Annotated in this window: 18 protein-coding genes and 1 tRNA gene; 6 read left to right on the top strand and 13 right to left on the bottom strand. The window is 67.6% G+C overall.

The genetic code is table 11. From position 1 onward, the window contains the following. Nucleotides 1-11: 11 nt before the first annotated feature. The 7 genes from FZ029_RS05840 to FZ029_RS05805 all read right to left on the bottom strand — a co-directional run bounded on the left by FZ029_RS05840 (nt 12) and on the right by FZ029_RS05805 (nt 7859). Nucleotides 12-302, bottom strand: a complete 291-nt coding sequence (locus tag FZ029_RS05840) for a type II toxin-antitoxin system RelE/ParE family toxin (protein ID WP_149268370.1) — start codon at nt 300-302, stop codon at nt 12-14. 97 nt (nt 303-399) lie between these two features. Beyond that, a tRNA-Glu gene (locus tag FZ029_RS05835) sits at nt 400-475 on the bottom strand. Nucleotides 476-584: 109 nt separating this feature from the next. Further along, nucleotides 585-2381: a single-stranded-DNA-specific exonuclease RecJ gene (recJ, locus tag FZ029_RS05830; RefSeq protein WP_149268369.1), complete on the bottom strand. Its 1797-nt coding sequence runs from the start codon at nt 2379-2381 to the stop codon at nt 585-587. A gap of 98 nt (nt 2382-2479) precedes the next feature. Next, on the bottom strand, nt 2480-4531 hold the full coding sequence (locus FZ029_RS05825) for a molybdopterin oxidoreductase family protein (RefSeq protein WP_149268368.1): 2052 nt from the start codon (nt 4529-4531) through the stop codon (nt 2480-2482). Nucleotides 4532-4735: 204 nt separating this feature from the next. Next, a complete protein-coding gene (locus FZ029_RS05820; protein ID WP_149268367.1) occupies nt 4736-6034 on the bottom strand; it encodes a TRAP transporter large permease subunit in 1299 nt (432 codons plus the stop codon). After that, on the bottom strand, nt 6031-6600 hold the full coding sequence (locus tag FZ029_RS05815; protein WP_211104096.1) for a TRAP transporter small permease: 570 nt from the start codon (nt 6598-6600) through the stop codon (nt 6031-6033). The genes FZ029_RS05820 and FZ029_RS05815 overlap by 4 nt, the downstream gene beginning before the upstream one ends. A gap of 236 nt (nt 6601-6836) precedes the next feature. Continuing rightward, entirely contained in the window at nt 6837-7859 is a 1023-nt protein-coding gene (locus FZ029_RS05805) for a TRAP transporter substrate-binding protein (protein ID WP_149268365.1), read from the bottom strand. 177 nt (nt 7860-8036) lie between these two features. On the opposite strand from FZ029_RS05805, the gene FZ029_RS05800 reads away from it, so the two are divergent. The 3 genes from FZ029_RS05800 (at nt 8037) to FZ029_RS05790 (ending at nt 12666) form a co-directional block, all read left to right on the top strand. Continuing rightward, nucleotides 8037-10217, top strand: coding sequence for a PAS domain S-box protein (locus FZ029_RS05800; protein ID WP_149268364.1), 2181 nt, complete (start codon nt 8037-8039; stop codon nt 10215-10217). Then, entirely contained in the window at nt 10214-10810 is a 597-nt protein-coding gene (locus FZ029_RS05795; RefSeq protein WP_149268363.1) for a response regulator, read from the top strand. Before FZ029_RS05800 ends, FZ029_RS05795 begins: the two co-directional genes overlap by 4 nt. Nucleotides 10811-10947: 137 nt before the next feature. Continuing rightward, the gene (locus FZ029_RS05790; RefSeq protein ID WP_149268362.1) at nt 10948-12666 is read left to right on the top strand and encodes a sensor histidine kinase; all 1719 of its coding nucleotides are present in this window, start codon (nt 10948-10950) and stop codon (nt 12664-12666) included. A 41-nt stretch (nt 12667-12707) separates the two neighbouring features. Here FZ029_RS05790 and FZ029_RS05785 read toward each other — a convergent pair whose 3' ends face one another. Then, the gene (locus FZ029_RS05785) at nt 12708-14012 is read right to left on the bottom strand and encodes a pentapeptide repeat-containing protein (RefSeq protein WP_149268361.1); all 1305 of its coding nucleotides are present in this window, start codon (nt 14010-14012) and stop codon (nt 12708-12710) included. A gap of 561 nt (nt 14013-14573) precedes the next feature. Here FZ029_RS05785 and FZ029_RS05780 point away from each other — a divergent pair. After that, nucleotides 14574-15209 carry a DUF882 domain-containing protein gene (locus FZ029_RS05780; RefSeq protein ID WP_247892158.1) on the top strand — a complete coding sequence of 212 codons (636 nt, stop codon included), beginning with the start codon at nt 14574-14576 and terminating at the stop codon, nt 15207-15209. Between the two features lie 70 nt (nt 15210-15279). Here FZ029_RS05780 and FZ029_RS05775 read toward each other — a convergent pair whose 3' ends face one another. From FZ029_RS05775 to FZ029_RS05755, 5 genes are all read right to left on the bottom strand, one after another. After that, nucleotides 15280-17745 (bottom strand): hypothetical protein, encoded by a 2466-nt coding sequence (locus FZ029_RS05775; protein ID WP_149268360.1) that lies wholly within the window; start codon nt 17743-17745, stop codon nt 15280-15282. 278 nt (nt 17746-18023) lie between these two features. Beyond that, nucleotides 18024-18524: a DUF934 domain-containing protein gene (locus tag FZ029_RS05770; RefSeq protein WP_149197354.1), complete on the bottom strand. Its 501-nt coding sequence runs from the start codon at nt 18522-18524 to the stop codon at nt 18024-18026. Beyond that, nucleotides 18511-20202, bottom strand: a complete 1692-nt coding sequence (locus FZ029_RS05765; protein WP_149268359.1) for a nitrite/sulfite reductase — start codon at nt 20200-20202, stop codon at nt 18511-18513. The genes FZ029_RS05770 and FZ029_RS05765 overlap by 14 nt, the downstream gene beginning before the upstream one ends. A gap of 57 nt (nt 20203-20259) precedes the next feature. Next, nucleotides 20260-20547 carry a DUF2849 domain-containing protein gene (locus FZ029_RS05760; RefSeq protein WP_085090623.1) on the bottom strand — a complete coding sequence of 96 codons (288 nt, stop codon included), beginning with the start codon at nt 20545-20547 and terminating at the stop codon, nt 20260-20262. A gap of 129 nt (nt 20548-20676) precedes the next feature. Further along, a complete protein-coding gene (locus FZ029_RS05755; protein WP_149268358.1) occupies nt 20677-21234 on the bottom strand; it encodes an NAD(P)-dependent oxidoreductase in 558 nt (185 codons plus the stop codon). A 263-nt stretch (nt 21235-21497) separates the two neighbouring features. Here FZ029_RS05755 and FZ029_RS05750 point away from each other — a divergent pair, with 263 nt between their 5' ends. After that, entirely contained in the window at nt 21498-22205 is a 708-nt protein-coding gene (locus FZ029_RS05750; RefSeq protein WP_149268391.1) for a phosphoadenylyl-sulfate reductase, read from the top strand. After that, nucleotides 22202-22999, top strand: a complete 798-nt coding sequence (gene cysD, locus FZ029_RS05745) for a sulfate adenylyltransferase subunit CysD (RefSeq protein WP_149268357.1) — start codon at nt 22202-22204, stop codon at nt 22997-22999. Before FZ029_RS05750 ends, cysD begins: the two co-directional genes overlap by 4 nt. Nucleotide 23000 lies beyond the last annotated feature (1 nt).

Below are 23000 nucleotides of genomic sequence, written 5' to 3'. Positions count from 1 at the left end.
GGGCTGCACGTCTAAAGGTCCCGCGCCAGTGCAATGGCGGTGGCGATGTCGCGATCCTGGGACCGCTTGTCCCCACCGGCCAGCAGCACGATCAGCGTGTCACCACGCTGTATGAAATGGACGTGGTAACCGGGGCCGTGGTCGATGCGCAGTTCACTGACGCCCTCACCAACCGGCTTCGTGTCGCCGGGATTGCCAAGCTGAAGGCGGCGGATACGCACTTCGATCCGCATGCGAGCCCGATCGTCCCGCAAGCTCTCTATCCAGGCAGCGAAGCGGTCGGTCTGGCGGATCTCAATCATCAGAGAGTGTCTTCCGCAGGAGACAGTTTGTCAAGCGGTCGGCCCAAAAACGACTAAGCCCCGCACGAGGCGGGGCTTAAGTCATGAACCGAGAGAGTGGCGTCCCCGACGGGAGTCGAACCCGTGTCGCCGCCGTGAAAGGGCGGTGTCCTAGGCCTCTAGACGACGGGGACGTCGTTCGCGGTGACGCGCTTTCTAAAGATCGGAGCCGGAGAGCGCAAGCGCTTTTTTGCATCCCCCGATACTTTTTTGCGCCCTGCCCGCCCGGCGTCCTGCAGGCGGTCAGGCGGAGCGCGCAGGCGCCGCGTCGTCGATCAGCAACTGCACGCCTTCCGACCCGTTCCAGCGGTCGATGCGCAGCACGCCGGCGAGGTGGAAAGGGGTGCCGCGGCCGGTCAGCAGCGCCTGCCCCATGTCGCTGTCGAGCGCACGGAAGGCGATGGCCTTCAGCCGGGCGCCGTCGTTGCCCTGCAGGATGCAGCGGACATGGTTGGCCCCCACCACGTCGGCGCGCACGACGCGGGCGTCGGCGATGGCGAAGCGCGGTTCGGAGTTGCCGGTGCCGTAGGGGCCGAGCTTGTCGAGCATCGTCACCAGCCCGATGCTGGCGCCGCCGACCGACAGGGCGCCGTCCAGTTCCAGCGTCGGCACCAGCGGGGCGGATGCCACCTGTTCGGAGATGCGGCAGTGCAGGAAGTCGCGCAGAGCGTCGATCTTGTCGCCGGCCACGGTAAAGCCCGCCGCCATGCGGTGGCCGCCGCCGGCCAGCAGAAGCCCCTCCTGCCGGGCGGCGATCACCGCGGAACCCAGGTCGACGCCGCGGACGGAACGGCCCGACGCCTTGCCGATCACGGTGCCGTCGGCGGTTTCCTCCAGAGCGACGACGCAGGCCGGGCGGCTGTAACGCTCCTTCAGGCGGGCGGCGACGATGCCGATGACGCCGGGATGCCAGCCGACGCCGGTGACGAAGACCAGATCGGTCTCGCGTCCGGCCTCGGCGCCGACACGCTCCAGCGCCTCGTCCAAGACCGCCTGCTCGATGGTGCGCCGTTCGGCGTTGTGGCCTTCCAGACGCTGGGCGAGTTCCATCGCCTCGATGGGGTCGTCGGTGGAGAGCAGGCGGGCGCCGAGGTCGGATGCGCCCACCCGGCCGCCGGCATTCACGCGGGGGCCGAGGACATAGCCGGCATGGTAGGCGTCCGGCTTTTCCTTCACCCCCGCCACGTCGGACAGGGCGGCGAGGCCGGGGTTGGCACGCCGCGCCATCACCTTCAGCCCCTGCGCCACCAGCGCGCGGTTGAGACCGGTCAGCGGAACCACGTCGCACACCGTGCCGAGCGCGACGAGGTCGAGCCATTCCATCAAGTTGGGCTCGGCCCGGTCGCGGTAGAAGCCGGACTGGCGGAGCGCGCGGTTGACGGCGACGATGGTGATGAAGGTCACGCCGGCGGCGCAGAGCGTTCGATAGGCGCCGTCCTCGTCCAGCCGGTTGGGGTTGACCAGGGCGACGGCGGGCGGCAGGCGTGGTTCGGCGGCGTGGTGGTCGAGCACGACGACCTCCAGCCCGGCGTCGGCCGCCGCCTCCAGCGCCGCGAAGGCGGAGATGCCGCAATCGACCGTTACCACCAGCCGCACTCCCTCCCCTTTCAGACGCAGCAGCGCCGCGGCGTTCGGGCCGTAGCCTTCGGTGATGCGGTCGGGGACATAGACGCGGATGTCGGCGCCGAGCGAGCGGAAGAACCGGCGCAGCAGCGCGGCGGAGGTGGCGCCGTCGACGTCGTAGTCGCCGAAGACCGCCACCGGTTCGCCGTCGCGGATGGCGCGGGCGATGCGCTCGGCCGCCGGGTCCATGTCACGGAAACGCGAAGGGTCGGGCAGCAGCGCCTTCAGCGTCGGGTTGAGGAAGGTGTCGCAGGTGTCGTCGGTGACACCGCGGGCGGCCAGCACCCGGCCGACGATCTCCGGCAGCCCGCGCCCCTGGGTGAGAGCCTGCGCCTGCCGCTCGTCGCAGGGCCGCGCCTGCCAGCGCTTGCCGGACAGGGAGTTGGCGACGTTGAGGAAGGCGGCGGACTCGGTCATGGCGGTGCTGCACGGTCGCTGGGATGGGGGCACAGCCATAGCAGAGATGGGCGCGCGGCGCACGGGTGGGTATGGGCAGGGGTGGGATGTGGGGCGGCTTACGCCGCCCGCATCCACACCGCCGTGTCGTGGAACGCAGCACCTCCCGCCGGCGGGACCGGCTCCGGCGAGGTCAGGCTGTTGATGCCGATGCCCTCGACGAAGGCGCTGTTGGGCCAGATGCCCTCGACGATCACCACGCCGCGCGGCACGCCGGCGAAGGGCTTGGCATGGACGACCACGCTGCCCTGCGGATTGCCCAGCCGCACCGCGTCACCGTCGGCGAAGCCAAGCCCCGTCGCGTCGTCGGGGTGGATCAGCGCGGTGGGACGGCCTTCGCGCTTCTGGGCGGTCAGCGTCTCGGTGAAGGAGGTGTTCAGGAACTGGCGGGCCGGAGCAGTCACCAGACGGAACGGGTGCTCGGCGTCGGCATCACGGCCGGGGGGCATGTGGTCGGGCAGTTCCGGCATGCCGCCATAGGGACCGAGCGCCGCCCAATCGGGGGCGAAGCGGAACTTGTCATCGGGGTGGGCGAAGCCGTTGAGGAAGTGCGAGGTCTCGAAATCGGGCTGGGCGTCGATCCAGCGGTTCTCGGTCAGCGTCGCCGCGTCGCCCAGGTTGGAGGCCTTCAGCATGGCGTCGATGATCTCCAGCGCGGACATGCCGAAGCCGGGATGCTCGGCGCCGACGCGGCGGGCGATTTCGGAGATCACCCAGTGGTTCTCGCGCGCCTCGAACTGCGGTTCGATCACCTTGCGACCGATCAGGATGTGCATCTGGCCGCCGCCGCGGTAGATGTCGTCATGCTCCAGGAAGGTGGTGGCGGGGATCACCAGATCGGCCAGCTTGGCCGTGTCGGTCATGAACTGCTCATGCACCGCGACGAACAGATCCTCGCGCAGGAAGCCCTGGCGGACGCGGTTGGAATCGGGGCAGATCGTCACCGGGTTGGTGTTCTGGATCAGCATCGCCGTCACCGGCGGGCCGCTGGTCAGGTCGCGCGGGTCGCCGGTCAGCACGGCGCCGATGCGCGACTGGTCGAAACTGCGGACCCCGGTGTCGAGGCGATCCAGCCCTTCCGACAGGGTCTTGTCGAGCTTGTAGATGCCGGACGAGCAATAGAGCGCGCCGCCGCCCTTGTGCTGCCACGCGCCGGTGACGACCGGCAGGCAGGACACGGCATGGACCTGGGCCGCGCCGTTGTGGGCGCGCGACAGGCCGTAGCCGATGCGCAGGTAGGACCGCTTGGTCGTGCCGTAGAGGCGGGCAAACTCCTCGATCTCCGCCACCGTCAGGCCGGTGATCCCGGCCGCCCATTCCGGGGTGCGGGTGGCGAGATGGGCCTCCAGCCGGTCGGTGCCGGCGGCGAGGCGGGCGAGATAGGCGCGGTCGGCGTAGCCGTCACGGAACAGCACATGCATCACCGCGCAGGCCAGCGCCCCGTCGGTGCCCGGCCGCAGCATCAGGTGCAGGTCGGAGACCTCGGCGGTGCCGGTGCGGTAGGGGTCGATGGTGACCAGCTTGGCGCCGCGGCCCTTCCGGGCGCGGCTGACATGGGTCATGACGTTGACCTGGGTCGCCACCGGGTTGCCGCCCCAGTTGACGATCAGGTCGCTCTCCGCCATCTCGCGCGGGTCGGCGCCGCGGATGTCGCCATAGCCGGCGAGCCAGCCCATGTTGGCCGGCGTGTCGCACACCGTGCTGGTCTGGCGGGAATAGCCCTTGGCATGGCGCAGGCGCTGGATGGCGCCGCGCTGCACCAGACCCATGGTGCCGGCGTAGAAATAGGGCCAGACGGCTTCGGGGCCGTGGGTGCGCTCGGCGGTCAGGAAGGCATCGGCGATGCGGTCCAGCGCCTCGTCCCAGCCGATCTCCGTCCACTGGCCGGAGCCCTTGGGGCCGCTGCGCAGCAGGGGAGTCTTCAGCCGGTCGGGGGAATGCACCCGCTCGGCATAGCGGCTGACCTTCGCGCAGATGACGCCGGCGGTGTAGCTGTTCTCCGCCGCGCCGCGCACCTTGCCGATGCGGTCGGGGGCGAGACGCTCCACCTCCAGCGCGCAGGTGCTGGGGCAGTCGTGCGGACAGGCGGTGGGGAGGAACTGGGCCGGCAAGGCTAACCTCTGGTCTGGCTGGCGGCGGGAGACGGTGGAAGTTTAGGCCCGGCCGCGCGCCCGCTTCAATGCACAACAATGTATGGGTACAATAATGAAGGGCCGGACACGCGAAGGGGCCGCGAGGTCCCGTTCCGGACTTCGCGGCCCCTGCCGACTCAGCGAGAAAATCCCCTGACGACTTGTGGCTTTGTTCCTACTGCTTCACATGGCCCCGATCAGGCGCGGGAACCACAGCGAGATCGCCGGCACATAGGTGACGAGACCGAGGAAGATCAGCATCGTCAGCAGCCACGGCCACACCGCCACCGTCAGTTCGGTGATGCCCATCTTGGTGATGCCCGACGCGACGTAGAGGTTGAGGCCCACCGGCGGGTGGCACATGCCGACCTCCATGTTCACGATGATCAGGATGCCGAAATGCACCGGGTCGATGCCCAGCGACATCGCCACCGGGAACAGGATCGGCGCCATGATCAGGACGATGGACGACGGCTCCATGAAGTTGCCGGCGGCCAGCAGCACGATGTTCACCACCAGCAGGAAGACCCACACGCCCAGATGCTGGCTCTGGATCCAGGCCGCCATCGCCTGCGGGATCTGCTCCGACGTCATGACGAAGGAGAAGAGGACGGCGTTGGTGATGATGTAGAGCAGCATCGCCGACATGCTGGCGCTGTCCAGCAGCACCTTCGGCACCCGGCTGAGCGGCATGTCACGGTAGACGAAAACCGCGACGACGAAGGCATAGACCGCCGCCATCGCCGCCGCTTCCGTCGGGGTGAAGACGCCGGTGTAGATGCCGCCCATCACGACGACGATCAGCAGCAGGCCCCAGAAGCTCTCGCGGAAGGCGTGCCAGCGCTGGCCGGCCGACGCCTTGGGCAGGCGCGGATAGCCGAACTTGCGGGCGCGGAACCAGGTGGTGAAGCCGAGGAAGGCGGCCAGCATCAGGCCCGGCACCACGCCGGCCAGGAACATCTGGCCGATGGAGGGCGCCTGCGGATGGCCGGTGGTGGCGACGCAGTACATCACCATCACGATCGACGGCGGGATCAGGATGCCCAGCGCGCCGGAGGTGGTGACGATGCCGGCGCCGAAATTCTTCGGAAAGCCCTGATTGACCATCGCCGGCAGGATGATGGAGCCGATGGCCACGACCGTTGCCGGGCTGGAGCCCGACACCGCCGCGAACAGGGCGCAGGCGAGGACGCCGGCCAGACCGAGGCCGCCGTGCCAGTGCCCGACCATCGAGGTGGCGAAGTTGATCATGCGCCGGGCGACGCCGCCGTGGGTCAGGAAGTTGCCTGCCAGGATGAAGAACGGGATCGCCATGATCTCGAACTTCTCGATGCCGGTGAACAGCTTCAGCGCCACCGCCGCGATCGGCACGTCGGTCATCACGAAGAGGAAGGACAGAACCGTCAGGCCGAGCGAGATGGAGATCGGCATGCCGGTGAGCATGAGGGCCAGCAGCAGCCCGAAGATGATGAGCGCGTTCACGCCGGGCCTCCTTCATTGGCGGCTTCGACCGGGTCGATGCCGTCGACCTGGGCATGATCGTGGTGGGGCAGTTCGCCGGTCCGGATGAAGGTCCAGGCGACCTGAAGGAAGCGGAAGCACATCAGGTAGGAGCCGAGCGGGATCGCCAGATAGATGATCCACATCGGCCATTCCAGGTCGGCCGAGGTCTGTTCGGTCTCCGACATGTGGTAGACGAAGGTGGCGCCCAGCGTGCCGACGACGCCGGTGAACAGGGCGCCGGCCAGCAGGCCGAAGATGACGAAGCGGCCGCGGATATCCGGCTGCAGCCGGTTGATCACCACGTCCACGCCGACATGGATGCCGGTGCGCACGCCGTAGGCCGCGCCGAACTTGGCCATCCACACGAACATGTAGATGCACAGTTCCTGGGCCCAGGCCAAATTCCAGTGGATGACGTAGTCCTGGATGTAGGGCACGCCGGAGAGATATCGGTGGAGGACGGCCGCGAAGATGATGAGCGTCGCCCCGGCCATGAGCGACGCGATCAGCGTCTCCTCAAGGCGGTTGAGCAGTTTCATGAACATGTCGGGGGATCTCCCGGTCGGCGGAGATGGTCTGGTGCGCTGGAGAGGCGCCGCAAAACACACGGCGTCCGTCTGGCCGTCATCCCCGCGAAGGCGGGGATCCAGGCAGGCGCCGCAGCGAAAGCACCGGAAAGGCTGGATTCCCGCCTTTGCGGGAATGACGGCCGAATAAGGTGGAAGTCGCGTTGGAACGGGCGGCGCCTTCCGACGGGAAGACGCCGCCCGCTCGCAAGTCCTTACATCTTGAACCCGGCCGCGGCGGCTTCCTTGTAGATCGCTTCGATCAGGTCCTTGCCGACGCGGGATTCGGCGTCCTTGTGGACCGGCTTCAGAGCCTTGATCCAGGCCTCGCGCTCTTCCTTGGTCTGGGTGTGGAACTCGGTCTTGCCCGACGCCTTCATCTGGGCCAGCGCGACGTCGTTCTCGTTCTGGGCGATGTCGTTGGCGTAGTCGGTCGCCTCCTTCATCGCCTCTTCCAGCTTGCCGCGGAGGTCGGCGGGCAGGCCGTCCCAGAACTTCTTGTTCACGATGACCGCATAGCCGAGATAGCCATGGTCGGTCAGGGTGGCGTTCTTCTGCACCTCGTGCATCTTCTGGGTGTACATGTTCGACGGCGGGTTCTCGGTGCCGTCGACGACGCCGGTCTGCAGCGCCTGGTACACTTCGGAGAAGGCCATCACCTGCGGCAGGGCGCCGAGCGCGCGCATCTGGGCGTCCAGAACCTTGGACGACTGGATGCGCATCTTCAGGCCCTTCACGTCCTCCGGCTTGATGAGCGGCTTGTTGGCGCTCATGATCTTGAAGCCGTTGTCCCAATAGGCCAGCCCGATGATGCCCTTGGACTCCAGCTTCTGGAACAGCTTCTTGCCGATCTCGCCCTTGGTGACGCGCTGGAGCACTTCCTTGCTGGGGAAGATGTAGGGAAGATCGAAGACCTCGAATTCCTTGGCGCCCAGCGGGCCGAACTTCGCCAGCGACGGGGCCAGCATCTGCACCGCGCCCAGCTGCAGCGCCTCAAGCTCTTCCTTGTCCTTGTAGAGCTGGCTGTTCGGATAGACCTCGACCTTCACCTTGCCGGCCGTCAGCTTCTCGGCCAGTTCCTTGAACTTCTCGGCACCCTTGCCCTTCGGCGTCTCCGGCGCGACGACGTGGCTGAACTTGATGACGATCTGGTCCTGGGCCCAGGCCGTCGAAATGGCCGTCGGCGCCGCCATCATGCAGCCGACCGCAGCCGCGCACAGGAGCTTCACGAATTTCATGGGTGCGTCCCCCTTCCGGTGTTGATTGTCGACAGAGCTGAATGTTCCGCCCCGTACTTGTTGCGCATTGTTCATGATCGGACGAATTGCGGCTATTGTGGATATCCGCAGAGTCGGCCTATCCCACTTTCGTCCGGTCCCGCCATCCCCCGCCGCCACACTTTCGTGTCCATTCCAATGTCGAACCCGCTCCGCACCGGCACCTCCCCCTCCCCCGCCCGCCCCCCCTCGACCAATTTCGGGCGGGCGGTGCCGCACGCCATGCCGGTGGTGGCGATGGTGCTGGTCGTGGTGCTGCTGGGCGCCTTCCTGTGGCTGCTTCAGCGCAACGAACGCGACGAGCAGGCGCTGGCGCTGATCAAGGACGCGCTGTGGGCGGAGCAGAACCTGCACTTCCAGCTCGCCTCCGACGAGGACAAGCTGGAGCGGCTGGCGGAGACGCTGGGCCGGACCGAGGTCGATATGCGGCAGTTCGCCGCAATGGCCCGGCTGGTGGTGAATACCAACCCGGCGATCGAACGGGTGCTGTGGCTGGACGCCCAGGGGCGCACGCAACTGGCGGAACCGCCGCTGCCGGGGAACGGCGCGACGGCCGGGGAAAATGCGGACGGGGACGACAGCCGACTGGGCGAACTGAACCGGATCGACGCCGTGCGCATCGCCCGCTCCTCCGGCCTTCGCGCCCACAGCGCGCCCTATCGGGTCGATGCAGGCAACCACGGCTTCGACGTCGCCTTCCCGCTGTTCCGCGACGGCAAGTTCGCCGGCGCGCTTGTCGGCGCCTTCTCGTTCGAGGCGATGCTGACCCACCATGTCCCCTGGTGGTTCGCCCAGCGCTACCAGTTGGAGGTGATCGACGCGAGGGGGACGGTGCTGGGGTCGAAGTCCCGCATGTCGGTGCCGGGGTCGATGGCCGGCCCGGCACCGGACCCGACGCGCAGCCACGTCATCCCGTTCGACCCGCCCGGCCACGGGCTGGCGCTGGTCGCCACCGCCTATCCCAGCGATTCGAACGTCATGCGCACCGTGCTGGTGGCGGCGATCTTCGCGCTGACAGGATCGGCGATGTGGAGCCTGTGGTCGCTGCGCCGCCACATCGCCGGCCGCCTGCGCGCCGAGGAGGCGCTGCGCGAGGAGCACGCCTTCCGCAAGGCGATGGAAGACAGCCTGACCGTGGGCATGCGTGCCCGCGACCTGGAGGGGCGGATCACCTACGTCAATCCGGCCTTCTGCAAGATGGTCGGACTGGAGGCCGAGGACCTGATCGGACGCGGCCCGCCTGCCCCCTACTGGCTGCCGGAGGAGATCGACCAGGCCGAGGCCGCCTTTCAGGACGTGCTGGCCGGCCGCGCGCCGGAGAACGGGCTGGAGATGCGGTTCCAGCGCCCCAACGGCGAGCGCTTCGACGCCCTGATCTACGAGGCGCCGCTGATCGACGCCAACGGGCGCCAGACCGGCTGGATGGGCTCCGTCCTCGACATCACCGAGCGCAAGCGCGCCGAGGAACTGGCCCGCCAGCAGCAGGAGCGGCTGCAGCAGACCTCGCGCCTGATCACCATGGGCGAGATGGCCTCCACCCTGGCGCATGAGCTGAACCAGCCGCTGTCGGCCATCGCCAGCTATTGCACCGGCTGCCTCAACCGCCTGCGCTCCGACCGCTGCGACACCGAAGAGGTGGCGGCGGCGCTGGAGAAGCTGGCGGCCCAGGCCAAGCGCGCCGGGCTGGTGGTGCGCCGCATCCATGATTTCGTGCGCAAGCGCGATCCGAAAGTCGCCCCCTGCTCGCTCGCCCGCGTGCTGGAGGATTGCGTCGGGCTGGCCGGCAGCGATGCGGCGCGGCTGGGCGTGCGGGTGGAGTTGGACGCCCCGCCCGATCTGCCGCCGGTCACCGGCGACCGCATCCTGCTGCAGCAGGTGGTGCTGAACCTGATGCGCAACGGGATCGAGGCGATGGCCCGCACCCCGCGCGCCGACCGCCGACTGACCGTCACCGTCCGTCTGGCCGGCGGCGATGACGGCGGACAGGCCGGGGACGGGGACGGCCGCGTGCTGCTGACGGAGATCCGCGACCATGGCTGCGGAATCGCACCGGATGTCGCCGACCGGCTGTTTTCCCCTTTCTTCACCACCAAGCGCGAAGGTATGGGCATGGGCCTGAACATCTGCCGCTCCATCGTCGAGCACCACCGCGGCCGGCTGTGGTTCGAGGCGGTGGCGGACGTGGACGGCGCGGAGGCGGCTCCCGCCGGGGCGCGCTTCCTGTTCACCCTGCCCGTTCATGCCCCGGTCCCGAACCGTCTTGCCGGCCACGCTTCCCCCAACAACGCTCCCGATCACACTGCCGAGGCCGCCGAATGACCACGCTCCACATCGTCGACGACGACGAGGCCATCCGCGACGCGCTCGGCTGGCTGTTCCAGTCGCGCAACGTCCCGGTGGCCGGCTGGCCGTCCGCCGAAGCCTTTCTGGAGGCGTGGCGGCCGGACACCGCCGGCTGTCTGCTGCTGGACATCCGCATGGAGGGCATGAGCGGGTTGGAGCTGTTCGACCGGCTGCTCGCCAAGGGTTGCCGCATGCCGGTGATCTTCCTGACCGGCCACGGCGACGTGCCGATCGCCGTCGGCGCCCTGAAGAAGGGAGCCCGCGATTTCGTGGAAAAGCCCTTCAACGACAACGAACTGGTCGACCGGGTGATCGAGGCGCTGGCCGCCGACGCCGAACAGCGCGAGCGCGAGGCGGGACAGGCGGGGCTGGCGGCCCGGCTGTCCACCCTGACCCAGCGCGAGCGGCAGGTGATGGAACTGGTCGTCGCCGGGCGGCTGAACAAGGTCATCGCCGACGAGCTGGGCATCAGCATGCGGACGGTGGAGGTCCACCGCAGCCATGTGTTCGAGAAGATGCGGGTGAAGACAGCGGTTGAATTGACCCGGCTGCTGTCCGGCGCCTCCTGATCGCCGCCTGCCGATCGCCGCCCGGCGATTGGGGGAAACCCGGTAGGACCGCGGTCGTCACTGGAGCCGGTACGGATCACGTACTACTCTGCCCTGCCACTCCGGTGGTTCTTCCCTGCGGTTCGGAGCATCGGCGGTTGCGCATTCGGTTGCCCAGTTCCTTCCTAGCCATCGGCCTTGCCGTGATCGCGCCGCTGCTGCTGTTCGGCGCCGTTATGATCTGGCAGCTGGACATGCGCGAGCGGGCGGAGACGGAGGATGCGCTGCAATCGGTGGCGCAATCGCTGTCGCTGGCGATCGATCGCGAATTGGCGAGCCAGTTGCGGCCGCTGGAACTGCTGGCATCGCTGCTGCAGCCCAACGTCGACGACCTGCGCACCCTGTATCAGGAGACGACCACCGCCACCCACAGCCAGCCCGGTTGGCTGGCGATGGGGCTGATCGACGCCGACACCGGCCGCTTCGTCTTCCACACCCATTACCCGCTGGGGGTCCAGCCCCTGCCGCCGCCGCGGCTGGACGAGATCACCCGTCATGTCATCGAAAGCCGCCGGGCGGTGATCGGCGGCGTGCTGCCGCCCGGAGGGCCGCCGGGCCGTCCGTCGCTGATCCTGCGCGCGCCGATCATGCGGTTCGACCCGGTGCGCCAAGGCGAACGGGTGCGCTATGTCCTGTCGCTGGCTGTCGGGCTGGAAGGGCTGAGCGGCGCGCTGCGAACCCGCGACACTCCGCCGGACTGGACGGTCGCGGTGATCGACCCGACCATGCTGATCGCCGCCCGCTCGCGCGATGCCGCCGCCTATCTGGGCCAAAAAGTCTTTGCGGACCTGGAAGCGCGGATCCGGACCGGCAGCAACGACATGTTCCTCGGGCGGACCAGGGACGGGGTGGAGGTCAATTCCGTCATCCACCGCTCCCCGGAAACCGGCTGGTCGGTGGTGCTGGGCGTGCCCTCCGACATCGTGCAGAGACAGCTGAACGCGACCCGGATGACGGTGGTCGGCGGCGGCGCCCTGGCCTGCGCGGCGACGCTGATGCTGGCCCTGCTGGTGTCGCGCGCCTACCGCCGCCGCCGCAGCGCCGAGGAGGAGGTTCGCCGCGCCCGCGAGGCGGTGCTGATCGAACAGCGCCGCCGGCTGGAATCGGAGAAGGAGCATGCCGAGGCGGCCAACCGGGCCAAAAGCGATTTCCTGGCCAACATGAGCCACGAGTTGCGAACCCCGCTGAACGCCATCATCGGCTTCGCCGAGGCGCTGATGTCCGGCATCTTCGGCCCAGCCCCGCCCAAGCATGTCGAATATCTGTCGGCGATCCACCAGTCCGGCCGCCACCTGCTGGACCTCGTCAACGAATTGCTGGACATGGCCAAGATCGAAGCCGGCCGGCTGGAGCTGTACCCGGCCAACGTCGCGCTGGACGAGCTGCTGGACGACTGCCTGGGGCTGGTGGAGGCGCTGGCCCTGCGCAAGGGCGTGACCTTGACCGGCGGCGCCATCGCGAAGAACCTGCGGGTCACCGTGGACGGCGTGCGCCTGCGTCAGGCGGTGCTGAACGTCCTCTCCAACGCCATAAAGTTCACCCCGCCGGGCGGCGCCGTGCGGGTTGAGGCGGCCCCCGGTCCCGGCGGCACGGGCGCGGTCATCGTGATCGCCGACACCGGCGTCGGCATGACCGCGGACGAATTGCTGATCGCGATGGAGCCGTTCCGTCAGGTCCACAATTACCTGACCAAGGCAGAGGCCGGCACCGGCCTGGGCCTGCCGCTGGCCCGCCGTTTCATCGAGGCCCATGGCGGCACCCTGACCCTGGACAGCAGCCCCGGCGTCGGCACCGCGGTGACCATCAGGCTGCCGTAGGGGCAGGCTGCCGTAAGGACAGGCTGCCGTAGGGCTTTGCCTCACCCCCGGCGGGGCGGGCGTCCGGGAAGCATCGCGCGCTGCAGCTTGGCGCCGGCGAGGTCGGCGCCGTCCATTTCGGCGCTGTCGAGATTCGCGTCGGACAGGTTGGCCTGCACCAGACAGGTGCCGACCATCAGGGCGCCGCGCAGGTCTGCCCCCATCAGGTTGGCGGCCCAGGAACGGCCGGTGGGTCGGCCCGAAGGATCCTTGATCGCCGCCGGACCCAGCCGCACCCGCGTCAGGTCGGCGCCGGTCAGCACGGCATAGCTGAGGTTGGCGCCCGACAGGTCGGCGCCCATCAGGTTGGCGCCCTCCAGGTTGGCGCCGGACAGGTCGGTCATCATCAGCCGCGCGCCGGTCAGCGCCGCCGCCGACAGGTTCGCCCCACGCAAGCTTGCGGCGCTGAGGTTGACGTTGCGCAGGTCGGCGCGGCTGAGGTCGGTGCCGTCGAGGTCGGCCCTCTGGCCGCGCTGGCCGAAGCTGTCGATCCAGCGTTCATGGTCGAAGATGGCGCGCTGGATCTCCGACCCCATGCTGTCGATGGGGCGGGTCATCTGCGCGGTGGCGATCCGGGTGGAGGACAGGTCGCAGTCGGCCATCCGCGTGCCGACCATGTCGGCCTTGTCGAAGCGGGTGCCGTCCAGCGCCGCGCCCGACAGGTTGGCGCCGTTCAGCCGAGCCCCCGTCAGGTCCGCCCCGTTCAGCACCGCCCCCGACAGGTCGGCGTTCTGCAGCATCGCGCCGCTGAGGTCGGCGTCCGCAAGGTTGGCGCCGCGCAGCACCGCGCCGGTCAGGTCGGTGGGAATGCCGCCTTCCGCCGTCAGGCCGTTCTGCAGGCGGGCCAGGGCCGCCTTGTGGATCTGGCGGGCGCTTTCGGCGTCCTGCGCATCGGGCCCGGCACCGCGCCGCGCAGTGCCGCCCGGCTCCAGCGTGCCGGCGCGCAGGTCGGCGCCCTTCAGGTTGGCGTTGGAGAAATCGGCCGCGCGCAGCCGCGCACCGCGCAGATCGGTCTGCATCAGGTTGGCGCGGCTGATGTCCGCATCGCGCAGATCGACGCCGAACAGGTCGGCCCCGGCCAGATTGGTGCCGTTCAGCCGCCCGCGCGCCAGCCGGGCACCGACCAGACGTGCGCCGCGCAGGTCACGCTGCGACAGGTCCGCACCCTCCAGGTCGGCCATGGCGAGGTTGGCACGGGCACCACCCGGCTGGCCCTTGATCCAGCGGGCGTGCCGGTCCAGCACCTCGGCCAGTTGGTCGGGCCGGAAGAAGGACACGGTAGAGGCGGTCGGTATGGTGGTTGGCACGGACAAGTTGTCGCCGTGAAAATGGTTACATCGCGACAATCATGCGATTCATTCCTTACCGAAGGCTGAATGAATCCCCCTTTTGCGCACCCCCTTTCGGGGGATGCGTTTCGGCCGCCCGCCGCTATGGCTCCCCGCCGATGCGCCGGCAGGGTCCGGCGGGATGAATATGGAAAACAGACGCTTGGCCATAGGCGCGGCCATAGGCCCGTCCCTGCTTCTGGCGGTGATGATACGGCAATGGCCCCGAGTCGCGCACGTTACGGTTCTGTAATCGAACCACCTGCGAACGAGTCGCGAACAGCTTCGACTCGGCTGCTGGGGCCACCGACGGCCGAGCAGGCGGAAACCCTGGAGTCACCGAAAAACCGGCATCGGTTAAGCAATGGTTTCTTGACAGAAAAGGCCACGGGCATCCTAAAAGTGTCCCACCTTTCGGAATAACGCACCGCAGCGCGCCTTGACCTTAGCCGGGGTGTGACTTTGGCCGTAACCGGAACGATGGGCTCCAGAGGACGGATCCCGGGGCGCCGGAGCGGAAAAACGGGATATGAAGGAAGAATGATGAAGGATGCGGACGCCCGGTCGATCACGACCGCACGCCCGAGCGCTGGCGAGAGCCACGCCACCGAACGCCGTCATCTCGATCGCCGCCATCTTCTGCGCGCCGGCCTGGGACTGGCGGCGGCAGCCTCGGCCGGGGGAACCCTGTTCACCGGCGAAGAGGCGGAGGCCGCCTCCCTGCGCGCCCCGCCGCGGGTGCTGACCCTGGTGAACCTGCACACCGGCGAGAAGCTCCACGCCGAATACTGGTCGAAGGGCCGCTATGTGCGCGACGCCATGCGGGCGGTCAACCATCTGCTGCGCGACCACCGCAACAACTCGGTGCACGCCATCGACCCGAAGCTGCTGGATCTGGTCCATGCGCTGAGCCGCAAGATCGGCCGCCGCGGCCCGATCGAGATCGTGTCCGGCTACCGCTCGCCGGAGACCAACGCGATGCTGCGCGAGGCCGACCACAGCGGCGTCGCCCAGAACAGCTTCCACATGCGCGGCATGGCCATCGACCTGCGGGTGCCGAACATGTCGACCCGCCAGTTGCAGCGGGCCGCGCTGAGCCTGCGCGGCGGCGGTGTCGGCTATTACCCCGACAGCAACTTCGTCCATGTCGACGTCGGCCCGCTGCGCCATTGGTGAGCGGGCCTTCGCCGGACAGCGGTCGCGGGAGGTACCTGGGTCGGAGAGCCGGAACTTCCCGATACCGGTATCAGATGTCGATCGTGTCGCCGTCGTCACGGTAGGCGTAGCGGTAGGCGGGAGTGGTCTTGCTCCACCCGATCCAGTCCGCCTTCCTGGGATTGCCGGTGCCGACGCCGGTCCATTGTTCTATGGCGATGTAGCCGTACCCCTGCAACCTCTCCATGAGTTTCGCCACGTCGTCGGCCCTGGCATCCGGCGAGATATCGGCGTAGGCCAGCCGCAGCTCGTCCAGGACGCTGTCCGCCGAACGGTAGACCGGAGCATCCTTGGCGAACAGCGCGGCGACGTGCTCCACCTTGACCGGGCATTTGTCGATCGCGTTCGTCAGCAGCAGGCAGATGTTGTCGGCGATGACGTCGGTCGGCAGCGAGGCCGTACCGCGCATGACGTCGAAGATGACCTTCTTGCTGCCTCTCAGGTCGGGGAAGACCTTCAGCAGGCGCATGGTCAGGATGTAGGGCGACGGCTTGTCGCCCATGCAGCATTCCAGCACCCGGCGCAGGTCTTCCTGCAGGATCTGGTCGCGGTGGACCAGATCGGGAAAGGTGAATTTCCGGATGGCCTTCAGCGTGCTCGATCGCGCCTTTTTGAACACGGCCCAGGTGAGGACATTGTACCGGGTGACGGCGGCTTCGGCCGTGCTGAGGGATTCCAGAAGCTGCTTCCATCCGAGATCGACCAGCCGGTCGTAGCGCGCCATGGCCGCATCCACGAATCCCTGATAGATCTGAGGCGTGACCGTCGGCCAGTCGCGGGGCTTCACCTCGATGAGCGCGGTGCCGCAGAGCGGGATGATGGGGTAACGGATTTCCTCGCCGGCCTCGTCGGTCTTCATCACCCGGCTGATCGGCTCGCCCACCGCGTCGATGTGCGGATTGTTGTCGGGCAGGCCGAACCAGGATTGCAGGAACCGCTGGCAGTTGCGGCGGCCCAGTTCGTAATCGTGACGGCGGAACTCGATGTCGAGGAAGCCGCCGAAGCCGCCCCACAGGCCGCAGGCGATGGCCGCAGACTGGGGCTGAGTGCCGACGAAGCGCGACGGGGAGATACGCCACAGGTCAGCCCCGGTGTTGTCCAGGGCACGCATCAGCACGTCGGGGCGGAAGCGGCTCTGTTCGACGAACATGCCGATCATCTTCGAGACGATCTTGGTCAGCCGGGTGTTCGCGCTCCCATCCGGGTTGAGGCCGTCGATGGTCGGCGCCTCGGGGAAGGGGCTGATCATCACGACGATGCGGTTGACCTCCGCCACATCGCTCGGCGACGGTTCCGGCGGATTCTCCATCAGCGCATAACGGGCGAGGTCGAAGGGATCGTTGTTGATGGCGCCGCCGTCCACCGCCGCGAACCGGTAATTATCCGGCGGCTGCAGGACCATTCCGCTGCCGGAGGAGCCGTTCCCCCACGGCCACTGGGGCTTGATGTCCTTGAACCGAACGGGGGGGATGCTCATCGGCCAGGCCCGCTGGTCGTAGTGGGACAGCGGAGTCACCAGATCCAGGGCCGAGAGACCGATCGGAAAGGCCCCGGACGCGAGCGTGTTCTTGACCAGCCGCTTGCTGTTGGGCTGCGTATAATCCTTCGGCTTCTCCCCGTCATTGCTCTCGAACCACAGCGAGCCCTTGTTCCGCGCTGCAGCGCCGCCGGCGTTCGAATCGACGGTGTAGCTGTAGGCCGCGTCCGACTGCGCCCAGTGGCTGACGAATGACGCGCATCCCAGGCCCTTCAGGACGAAATGGGCGTGATCGAGATGGTTCATCATGCCGTAGGCCGACCCGCCCATGCCGCCACGCACCTCGATCTTGTAAGGGATGCCGCGGGTGTTGGTCTGGGTCAGGAGCACATGCAGATTTTCGGCGATGTAGGGACGCGGCGGCTGACGATCGGGGGCGCTCGCCGCCACCTCCAGGTCGGCCAGCGCCTTGCGTCCGATGTTCATCAGCGGCTGGGCGTTGAGAAGCGAGTACACGTCGCCCAGCTTGGTGCCGGCAGGCAGATCGGCATTGTCCAGCAGCCCGGGGATCGACGGCGTCCCGCCTTTCGCCTGCTTTGCCGCGGCCTCATCGGCATCGCTCTTCACGAAGGCCGGACCGTCCACCCAGGCTTGATAGAGTTCGGGCAGAACATGCCAGGGAATCTTCCCGGCGGAGCCGGGCTTGTCACGCGCGACATAAGCGGGGTCGTTCGGCCCGCCGGCCTTCGGCGGCCGAGCGCCCATGCCGGCGCACAGCGAACCGATGGAACTGGTGATCGCCCCCGCCGACGCACCGGTCATCGCCGCAATGACCACCTTGTGATGGGGCACCGTTCGGGTGCCGTTGGCGATGTCCCTCCGCTTCGCCGCCTCCCATTCCTCCAGTGCTTCCACCAGAAAATCCAGCACGCCGGCCGAATACGCACCGGCGGAGATCGCCCCGGACATGGCAAGGCCGAGATAGATGGTCTTGTCGGCAGCCTCGGTTCCTGCACCCATTGGAATGTCCCCCGTCACATTGAAGCGGCGGGTAGCGCCTCGCCGCGCAAGTTGTACCGGGGGAAAACTCCTTCCGATTGCATAAAAACGCAATCGCGGTTATCTGACGATATGAGTCAAAGTATTTTCTCTTTGTAATTGTTTCCTCCGGCGATGGGGGGACGCAGCCTGTCCACACCATTCCCGTGCCAAAAAGCGAAGGGGCGCCGAACCTGTCAGGATCCGGCGCCCCTTTTCATCCTCGTGATCGGCCACCGGCCGATGCCGGCGGAACCGCCCTACCCCACCTTCAGCTTGCGGCGCAGCAGGGACAGCGGCGCGGTGTCGTCCAGGCTGGGCTGGAAGGCGATGGTGACCTCGGTCAGCGCATTGGCCCAGCTCTCCGGGTTGGTGCCTTCCGGCGCCTCGACCGAGCTGAAGCCGGTGCGGACCAGATAGAGATACTGGTCGGGGATGACATGGCCGACCGCGCGGATCTCGCCGGTGTAGCCATAGCGCTCCCGCAGTTCGCGCGCGGTCGAGAAGCCGCGGCCGTCGCGGAATTTCGGGAACTCCACCGCCACCAGGGAGAAGCGGTCGAGGTCGGCGGCGATGGCGCCCGCCAGCGTGCCGCTCTTCAGCCGCACGCCCAGCCGGGCGTTGCGGCCCTCGAAGCTGTCACGCTCCGCCTGCCAGCGCTCGAAGCTGATGATGACCGGGCGGTCGTTGGGGACCGGCTCCCCGTCGGGGATGAAGCTCCAGGCATCCTCGCCGATGCGCCCATTCTCAATCAGCGGCATAGATTCTCTCCTTGAACGGGGCATGGCCGACGCGCTTGAGGGTGTCGATGAAGCGCTCGCTCTCGTCCGACCGGTTGGCGAGATAGACGTCGACGATCGCCTCGATGGCGTCCACCGCTTCGGTCTCGGTCACCGCCGGGCCGAGGATGTCGCCGATGGCCGTGGTCAGCGTCGGGTCGCCGCCCACGGTGATCTGGTAATATTCGGTGCCCTTCTTGTCGACGCCGAGGATGCCGATGGCGCCGACATGGTGGTGGCCGCAGGCGTTGATGCAGCCGCTGATCTTGATGCCGAGTTCACCGATGGTGCGCTGGCGGAGCGGATCGGCGAAGCGGGCCGAGATCGCCTGGGCCAGCGGGATCGAGCGGGCATTGGCCAGCGCGCAGTAATCCAGCCCCGGGCAGGCGATGATGTCGCCGATCAGCCCGGCATTGGCGCTGCCGAGACCAGCAGCGTCCAGCTGCTTCCACAGGTCGTACAGCTCGTCCTTCTTCACATGCGCCAGGACGAGGTTCTGGACATGGGTAACGCGCAGCTCGCCGAAGCTGTGGCGTTCGGCCAGATCGGCGACGAGGTCCATCTGGTCGCAGGTGGCGTCGCCGGGGATGCCGCCGGCCGGCTTCAGCGAGATGGTGGCGATGGCATATCCCGGCGCCTTGTGCTCCGCGACATTGACCGCCAGCCAGTTGGCGAAGGCCGGGTCGGACGCCCTAGCGCGCTCCAGCGCTTCGGAATGGTCGGGCAGCTCCTCGAAGGGCGGCGCGGCGAAGTGCTGACGGATCCCGTCGACGATCTCCGGGTCCAGGCGGTATTTGGGGCCGCGCAGCCGCGCGAATTCCTCCTCAACCTCCTGGGTGAACTTCTCCAGCCCCAGCTCGTGCACCAGGATCTTGATGCGGGCCTTATAGATGTTGTCGCGGCGGCCATACTGGTTGTAGACGCGCAGGATGGCTTCCAGGTAGGCGACGAAATCCTCCTGGGCCACCCACTCGCGCACCAGCTTGCCGACGAAGGGCGAGCGGCCGAGACCGCCGCCGACATAGAAAGAGAAGCCCGGTTCGCCCTTGTCGTTGCGGCGCGCCAGCAGGCCGACGTCGTGGATGCGCACCGCGGCGCGGTCGCTCTCGGCGCCGGAGATGGCGATCTTGAACTTGCGCGGCAGATAGGTGAACTCGGGGTGCATCGTCGTCCACTGCCGCAGGATCTCGGCATAGACGCGGCCGTCCACGACTTCATCCCTGGCGGCGCCGACGAACGGGTCGGTGGTGACGTTGCGCACGCAGTTGCCGCTGGTCTGCAGCGCGTGCATGTCCACCTCGGCCAGCTCATGCAGGATCGCCGGGGTGTCCTCCAGCTTGATCCAGTTGTATTGCAGGTTCTGGCGGGTGGTGAAATGGCCATAGCCGCGGTCGTACTTGCGCCCGATGGCCGACAGCTTGCGCAGCTGGGTGGCGGACATCACGCCATAGGGCACAGCGATGCGCAGCATGTAGGCGTGAAGCTGGAGATAGAGGCCGTTCATCAGCCGGATCGGCTTGAACTCCTCCTCCGTCAGCTCGCCGGACAGGCGGCGGTCGACCTGTTTGCGGAACTGTTCGACGCGCTCGGCGACGAACTGCCGGTCGATCTCGTCGTAATGATAGATGCCGGCACGGGCGCCGGGCGCGATGTGGTTCATGTCGATAAACCCTCATGGCCGCCGGAACGGCCAGCGTTTATTAAATCTGGCGTTAACTCAGGCGGCCTGCTTGCCCAGATCGAGGCGGACGGTCGGGCCGGCGGTGCGGATGCGCTCGCGCATCGTCGCCGGGACCGGGACGCCGTCCTGCTCCACCACCTCGAAAGTGTAGATGTCGACGGCGAACTGCTCGCGCTCCGCCTTCTCCTTGGCGGGGGCCAGCACGGCGTCGGCCTCGGCGCGCGGGAACAGCGCGGCCTCGGCGAAGGATTCGACCCACCGGCCGCCCTCGCCCAGGAACACGACTTCCCCGTCGCGCAGGCGGTTGGCGGTGATGGCTTTCATCGACCCTTCCTTCGATCGATCCTTGGCCGACATCTGGCTCTCCTGGCTGGTCGTTCTCTAAAGCGGTGGTGTCTTACCCGAACCGACGATGGTCCGGCAGTGAATTCGGCGGGGCGGCAGGCGTGCCGTTCATGGCAGCCATCTTTCCCGGTCGATCAGCTCGCGGGTCTCGCGGGCGACCTCCGACATCGACGCCCCCTCTGCCCGGCGGCGGTTGCGGAAGTCGGCGATGGTGCGCAGATGCTCCGCCCACTCCGCCGGGAACAGGGTCTCCAGCCGCTGGCGCAGCAGGCTGGCGAGAGTCGGGCTGCGGCCGCCGGTGGAGACCGTCATCACCAGATCGCCACGCCGCACCACGGAGGGCGAGTGGAAATCACACAAGGGGATGACGTCCTCGACATTCACCAGCACCCGGCGCTGCCGCGCCAGCTCCGCAAGCGCCGTCTCGGTCTCCGTCCCCAGTCCCATGACATACAACACGCCGATCTTGTCCATATCGGCGGCAACAGGCAGGGCCCGCACCAGACGGTCGCCGGCAAGTGCGGCGAATTCCCCATCCGGTTCCGGTGAAAAGACCTGCGGGTCCGCCCCGCCCTCGCGCAGCTGGGTCAGGCGGCGCACCGCGAGCGGGCCATTGCCGGCCAGCGCGATCACCACCCGCGTCGGGTCGAGCGCCAGCGGAATCATCGCAGCCCCGCCGGATTAGACGGAATGGAGCGGCGGATCGCGACGCCTATCAGGGTGATGCTGTGCATGGCGGTATTTAGCCCAGCCGCCACACGACAATCAACATATTTCACACAAGCGATTGCAGCAAAGCACAAGCCTATTAAACAAGTAGAGAATGTATTTAAGTTGCACTGGTTTTCCGCCGGTGATAATGTGCAAACACAAACGCATTACCTACCTATTTGGTAGATTTAACGAGCCACCGCGAAAGGCAGCCGATGATGGACGCGGAAACACGGGTGAAGCATCTGACCGACAGCTACGGCACGCTGGAAGGCGCGTCCCTGCTGGCCGCCATGCATGAGGTGTTCGGCGGGCGGATCGCGCTGCTGTCGTCCTTCGGCGCCGAATCCGCGGTGCTTCTGGCGCTGGCCGCCGAGGCGACGCCGGATTTCCCGGTTCTGTTTGTGAATACCGGCAAGCTGTTCGGCGAGACGCTGCGCTACCGCGACCAGCTGGTGACGCGGCTTGGCCTGCGTGACGTGCGGGAGATCGGGCCGACCGCCGACGACCTCGCCGCCGGCGACAAGGACGGCATGCTGTTCCGTCGCGACTATGACGCCTGCTGCCATCTGCGCAAGACGGTGCCGCTGGACCGTGCGCTGGCGACCGCCGGGCTGGAGGCCTGGGTCACGGGGCGCAAGCGCTTCCAGTCGGCGACCCGCGCCGCCCTGCCCCTGTTCGAGGCGGAGGGGGGCCGCGTGAAGGTCAACCCGCTGTCCAACTGGGACAAGGACCGGCTGGAGGAAGAGTTCACCCGGCGCGACCTGCCGCGCCACCCGCTGGAGGCCGACGGGTTCCTGTCGATCGGCTGTTACACCTGCACCGAGCGAGTGGCGCCCGGTGCCGACCCGCGCTCCGGCCGTTGGGCCGGCAGCGCCAAGACCGAATGCGGCATACACACCACCATGATTGGAATCGCCCGATGAGCGCCGATCTCGACCAGCTCGAAAACCAGAGCATCTATATTCTGCGCGAGGCCTACAACCGCATCGACAAGCTGGCGATGCTCTGGTCGATCGGCAAGGACAGCAACGCTCTGCTCTGGCTCTGCCGCAAGGCGTTCTTCGGCCGCATCCCCTTCCCCGTCGTGCAGCTCGACACCGCCATGGAGCTGCCGGAGGTCTACGAGTTCCGCGACCGCATCACCAAGGAATGGGACCTCGACCTGAAGGTGGAGCAGTGCCCGCCCGAGGAGGAGATGGACCAGACCCTGCCGCCGCTGACCCGCGCCGCCGCGCGCAAGACGGAAGGTCTGAAGAACCTGCTGCGCGACCATGCGTACCAGGGCGTGATGGTCGGCATCCGCCGCGACGAGCAGGCGACCCGCGCCAAGGAACGCGTGTTCTCGCCGCGCTCGCTGGAAGGCGACTGGGACGTGAAGGACCAGCCGGCGGAGTTCTGGGACCATTACAAGACGCGCTTCCCGGAAGGAGTCCATGTCCGCATCCACCCGCTGCTGGCCTGGACCGAGCTGGACATCTGGCGCTATTCGCAGCGCGAGGGGATTCCCATTGTCCCGCTGTACTTCGCCAAGGACGGCAAGCGCTATCGCTCGCTGGGCGAGAAGAACATCACCTTCCCGGTCGACAGCACTGCCTCGACCATCGACGAGATCATCGCCGAGCTTCAGGTGACCCGCGTGCCGGAACGCGCCGGCCGCGCGATGGACAACGAATCCGAAGACAGCTTCGAGCGCCTGCGCAGCGTGGGGTACATGTAAG

It is taken from the genome of Azospirillum sp. Sh1 (assembly GCF_008365135.1).
Lineage (GTDB): Bacteria > Pseudomonadota > Alphaproteobacteria > Azospirillales > Azospirillaceae > Azospirillum > Azospirillum oryzae.
Note: the sequence above shows the minus strand (reverse complement) of the source record. Positions and strands in the feature narration are given on the sequence as shown.